Genomic DNA, 2190 nt, shown 5'->3' with positions numbered 1-2190 from the left:
ACGAGGGACTAATGAAAATCACAATGGTTTAATTCGAGAATTTTTACCAAAGGGAAAATCATTTAATTTAGTACCTATTCAAATGATAACAACTATACAAAATGCGTTAAATAATAGACCTAGACGTATACTAGACTATGATACACCTCATACTATGTTTAATCGTTTGTGTGCAACGACATAAACTATAACAGAATAGGTGTAACCGTAAAGGCTCGCTACGCTAATACCTTGACCGTTACACCTATTCCATTACAAAACAACTATGTCGCACACAGACATAGACTGTGACTTTAGTATTTTTCATGTACTGTTGCACTTGGCTTTACAATTCGAGAAAATTTTATTAATTTAACTTTTCAGTTGATTCATCGTGAATTAACTGTTCGTGAGATTGAAAAAGATTTTTTTCAATGACATCTAATCTTTCCAAAATTTCACTTATGCCCTTTAACAATTCGTTGAGGGCTATTTGTTCTAAGCTATTTTTTGGTATTTCCATTTTTTCACTCCTTTCAAAAATGTTCGTTTAGTGCCATACCATTTTTTTAGTAGTTACTTCCCAATCGTCAGCCGTTAGTTCGTCTGACGTAGGATTCCAACGTGGAGCTAACAATTTTTTGTCTCTAGTTGGTCCAATAATGCAACACACTTCTGAATTAGTGGGGATAACTATATAATCTTTTAGCCATGAACTACGCCGTATCCCCACATTTTTTATTTTTGCTTCTTTGATTGCTTTTGATATTTCCATTTTTTCACTCCTTTTGTTAAAGTACGGTTAAACCGTGATTCTACTTAAAAAAATAATATCATCATATTTAATATTAAATTTTTCTTCAATGACTTTTAATTTCTGGACGTCTGGAAAAGACTTTGCATTTTCCCATTTACTCCACGTATCTGGAGATATTCCAATTAAATGTGCTGCTTCTTTTTGAGTTAAGTTATCTCTTGCTCGTAACATCTTTAAAGTCATTTTCATTTTATCACCTCCTCATTTTATTCTCTGTCTCCCGCAAAGTTTAGACTAATTTTTCTTTTTTGTTTCTTTCATACACTGTTTCAGTTGTGATTTCCAACTGAAATGTATTCAATTTTTCTATCTTTTTATTTATTTCAATCATAGTTAATTGAATATCTCCAATTAACTCTTTCAGTTCGTTTATAATTTCTATGTCTATTTTTATTCTAGGTTCCATTATATACGTCTCCTTATTTTATAATAACATCTAAATCTCTAAAACAGTTTCTATTCTATTTGCATTGATTTTGTCAAGGTGTTCGTTTAACTTTTCGTTAAATATAGTTTTTTCTTTATTAATTTTATTTTTTATTTGTTTTAGTATTGTCCGTAATACATACTCCCCTGATTGCACTGTCAAACCGTTATTACTTAATACAGTCATTATCTCTGACTGTATTTTTTTAATTTCGTCTATATCCAAAATTTCTGTGGCTCCAGAAATATAATTTATAAACTCAACATAACATATATCACCCTCACCGTTACATATTTCTGCTACTTCTATGTTTGACATTCGTTATCTCCTTTCTTTTTCGTGTAAACCTCTGTACTAACCTTACACACATATAATATCACGGTTTAACCGTGTTGTCAACAGCTTTATTTCTGTTTTTTTATAATTATTTTGTTTTTTACGGTTTTCCTTTACTTTTTTACGGTAAAAGCGTAAAATGTTATTCATATTTGAATAGGAGGTGTTATGATGTCATTAGGAAACAAAGAAGTTATGGCACAAAACATAAAGTATTATATGAAAAAATATAATATTGATAGAAATAAATTATGCTTTGACTTGAATCTAAAATACATGACTGTATCTGATTGGATAAACGCTAAAACATATCCAAGAATAGATAAAATAGAAACGTTAGCAAACTATTTTAAAATAAGCAAATCAGATTTAGTAGAAAAAAGAAAAAATGATGAAGCAGCATTTTCCAAAACATTACAATCAATCATAGATACTTCCACACAACTGCATGAAGATAGACAACAAGTTGTGCTAGATACTGCAAAAAAACAACTAAAAGAACAAAACCGTAAATCAAATATCACCAATATAAATGAAATAAAAGAACGTTCAACATCATATGTGTCTAATAATACTAATATTACTGAATACGGTGATATTGACTTGTACGGTGGGATTAGTGCAGGTACCG

General features: G+C 29.9%; 6 protein-coding genes and 1 pseudogene. 2 read left to right on the top strand and 5 right to left on the bottom strand.

The features are described from left to right. Positions 1-184, top strand: a pseudogene (locus E4T68_RS09665) (IS30 family transposase); the annotation flags it as partial. Positions 185-346: 162 nt separating this feature from the next. Here the strand turns inward: E4T68_RS09665 and E4T68_RS09380 are convergent. Genes E4T68_RS09380 through E4T68_RS08625 form a run of 5 tightly spaced genes read right to left on the bottom strand, consistent with a single transcriptional unit; the run spans position 347 to position 1541 of the window. Continuing rightward, positions 347-502: a hypothetical protein gene (locus E4T68_RS09380; RefSeq protein WP_167753876.1), complete on the bottom strand. Its 156-nt coding sequence runs from the start codon at positions 500-502 to the stop codon at positions 347-349. A gap of 27 nt (positions 503-529) precedes the next feature. Next, positions 530-754: a hypothetical protein gene (locus tag E4T68_RS08635; protein WP_135126011.1), complete on the bottom strand. Its 225-nt coding sequence runs from the start codon at positions 752-754 to the stop codon at positions 530-532. A gap of 27 nt (positions 755-781) precedes the next feature. Continuing rightward, positions 782-985: a helix-turn-helix transcriptional regulator gene (locus E4T68_RS08630; RefSeq protein WP_135126009.1), complete on the bottom strand. Its 204-nt coding sequence runs from the start codon at positions 983-985 to the stop codon at positions 782-784. A 40-nt stretch (positions 986-1025) separates the two neighbouring features. Beyond that, positions 1026-1202, bottom strand: a complete 177-nt coding sequence (locus E4T68_RS09375; RefSeq protein ID WP_167753875.1) for a hypothetical protein — start codon at positions 1200-1202, stop codon at positions 1026-1028. A 30-nt stretch (positions 1203-1232) separates the two neighbouring features. Continuing rightward, entirely contained in the window at positions 1233-1541 is a 309-nt protein-coding gene (locus E4T68_RS08625; RefSeq protein WP_135126007.1) for a hypothetical protein, read from the bottom strand. A gap of 186 nt (positions 1542-1727) precedes the next feature. Here E4T68_RS08625 and E4T68_RS08620 point away from each other — a divergent pair. Continuing rightward, on the top strand, positions 1728-2190 hold a 463-nt coding region (locus E4T68_RS08620; RefSeq protein ID WP_228099295.1), incomplete at its 3' end, for a helix-turn-helix transcriptional regulator.

Source organism: Granulicatella sp. WM01, from assembly GCF_004570605.1.
Classification (GTDB): domain Bacteria; phylum Bacillota; class Bacilli; order Lactobacillales; family Aerococcaceae; genus WM01.
Note: the sequence above shows the minus strand (reverse complement) of the source record. Positions and strands in the feature narration are given on the sequence as shown.